Here is a 2,482-nt window from a genome sequence, read left to right on the forward strand (position 1 = left end):
GTCGAGGCGCTCGAGGACCCGCAGCTCGCCCATACCCGGGTCGACTTCGCCGAACGACTCAGCCGCGCACTGCGGATCGCCATCACGGGACTGCTCAACCTCCCGTAACACCAACATCGACGGCCGAAAGACGTGTGACTCAGTACCACTGTGGAGCGGGCCGCCGGAAGAACCGGCGGCCCGCCAAGGCGGCAAAACACCCCGTTCGGGGAATTCAGCGCCTTCGGTTGTGCGGGAATCGGCGGGTGCGGCGTGTGATGAGGGTGCCACAACCGAGGAGGGTGGCCGCCGTGGCTGCCAGGAGCAGGAGTGTTGTGCTGCTTCCAGTGGTGGCGAGTTCGGGGCGATCGCTGTCCGTGTCGCCGTCGCTCGTGTCGCTGCCGCCGGAGTCAGGTGTGGAGGTACTCAGGGGAGGGATGTCGCCCGCTTCTGATCCGGCCGTGCAGCGGTAGTTTCCGGCTGCGCGCCGATCTCCGTGTCCCGTGTAGGTGGAGATCAGAGGGTAGCGGCAGAGGTCACGGGTCACCGTCCTGCCGTCGGCGTCGGTGACCGCTGCGGGCAGCGTGTCAGGGGCCTTGCCGTTCTCGACCCAGTTCGTGAGTGCCGCCAGGGGGTCGGTCGGTACGGGACCGGTGCCGCCGCCTCCGCAGTGGCCCACGCCGGGTGCCAGGAACAGCCGGTAGAAGGTGTCGACCTCGTCGGTGCCACCCATGAGCCTCTCTACCCGCTGACGGTAGTCGACGGTGCCCTGGGTAGGGATGAGCTGGTCGGCGGTGCCGTGGTAGGTGAGCAGCTTGCCGCCGGCCTCACGGAAGCCGGCCAGGTCCGGGTCATCGGTGCCGATGATGCGGTTGTACTGGGTACGCGACTGTTCGAACAGCTCGGCGAACCGGGCGTAGGTGAGGGTCGAGGTGTCGAATTGTGGGTCGCGCTCCAGGAAGGTCGAGACCCACACGGCGGGGACGGGGAAGGGCGCGCCGGACCGGGTGCCGTCCGCATCGGCCTTGGTGCCTGCCAGGGCGTCGAGGGCGGCCCCGACCGGCACTCCGTACCACAGCCGCTCGCCCGAAGGGGTTTTGGGCCCGTCCCAGATCTTGCGTACGACGTCGGCGTCGGCGGCCGTGATGGTCACCTTCTTCTTGTCGCAGTCTACGGCCTTGCCGATGAGCTTGCGCGGGTCGAACGCGCAGGCGGCGGGTTCGGAGAGGAGACCGTCGGTGGCCCCGTCCAGAGGGTCGCAGGCCTTGACGGCCGCCTGAGTGAACGCGTCGAGCACGCACGGGGCGGGAAAGGTGCGCTCCTCGTTCATCACCACCTGCGGCCACAGTGTCGCCGGCACGTACCGGTCCCAGTTGATGGCGGGGGCGTTGGCGAGGATGCCGTCGAAGTCGTCGGGGTGACGCTGCGCCTCCATGTACCCCTGTCGGCCGCCGGTGGAGCAGCCGTTCCAGTAGGAGTAGTCGGCCGGGCGGCCGTAGAAGGCGTCGGTGACCTCCTTGCCGACCAGCGCCATCTCGTGCTGCCCCCGGTCGGCGAAGTTCTCCAGCAGGGGTGTGTTGATCTCGCCGTTGGACTCGAGTGCCCAGCCCACGTCGAGGTACGCGGGGGTTACGCCCGCGTCGGTCGTGGCAACCGCGTACCCGCCTTTGACGGCGGTGGCGAGTCCGGGTCCGAAGTCCCCCGCCGCGAAGGCACTGCCTCCGACCGCCTGGAAGCGGCCGGTCCAGCCGGTCTCCGGCAGCCAGACCGTGATGTGCGCCCGATCACCGACACCGGGGTGAGTGAGGGTGACGGTGACCTCGCAGTACGCCGGAACACCAGTGGCCGGGGGCGGGGCCGGCTGGGGTGCCACCGCGGGGAAGGTGATGGTCCCGCCTGCTCGACGCACGCCCTTCACGGACTCCACCTCGGTGCCCGCCGGTGCGGCCACCGACAGGGTGGTGCACCTGCTGGAGGGTCCCCCCAAGGGGAACGAGGGAGGCGAGGCCGAAGCGGTGCCCGCCGGGACCGCGACCGAGAGCGCGAGCGTCCCGGTGACGGCGAGGGCCGATATTCTCATTAACACTCCTCAGGTTCTTGGAGCGCCGAGTCGTGAGCCGCTGACCTGCCTGTTCGCGTCACGCGATGTGGCTCGGTGGCCCGATGCCGGGCACGCCGTCTCACCGTACTGGCCGGACGTGTACCGCGAGGCAGCATGGCCGGCCGCCGGGGGTCTGCGGGTCTCGATCTGGCGCGCTCTGACTGCTCCTGGGAAACGTATGGGCTCTGTGCCCGCCTCGCCCGTTGAGCGCGGCCATACCGGCGCCCCTGAAACCGGACCCACCATTCCGGATGGCGTACACTTCCGTAAGCGGAAGGAAGGTTCCGATTCCGCTTACGTACAAGGTAGGGAGTTCCATGGCGTCCGAGGTGCGGCGCGCACACCATCAGGTGACCTTCACGGTGCTGACAGCCGGGGTCGGCGCATACGCGCTGCTCCAGT

At 69.1% G+C, this 2,482-nt stretch carries 1 protein-coding gene; it reads right to left on the minus strand.

The window, feature by feature from the left end; all coding sequences use genetic code 11:
* Positions 1-214: 214 nt before the first annotated feature.
* A complete protein-coding gene (locus ACFU5K_RS31585; RefSeq protein WP_384068099.1) occupies positions 215-2,059 on the minus strand; it encodes a tannase/feruloyl esterase family alpha/beta hydrolase in 1,845 nt (614 codons plus the stop codon).
* Positions 2,060-2,482 lie beyond the last annotated feature (423 nt).

The organism is Streptomyces sp. NPDC057428 (assembly GCF_042803195.1).
Taxonomy (GTDB): domain Bacteria; phylum Actinomycetota; class Actinomycetes; order Streptomycetales; family Streptomycetaceae; genus Streptomyces.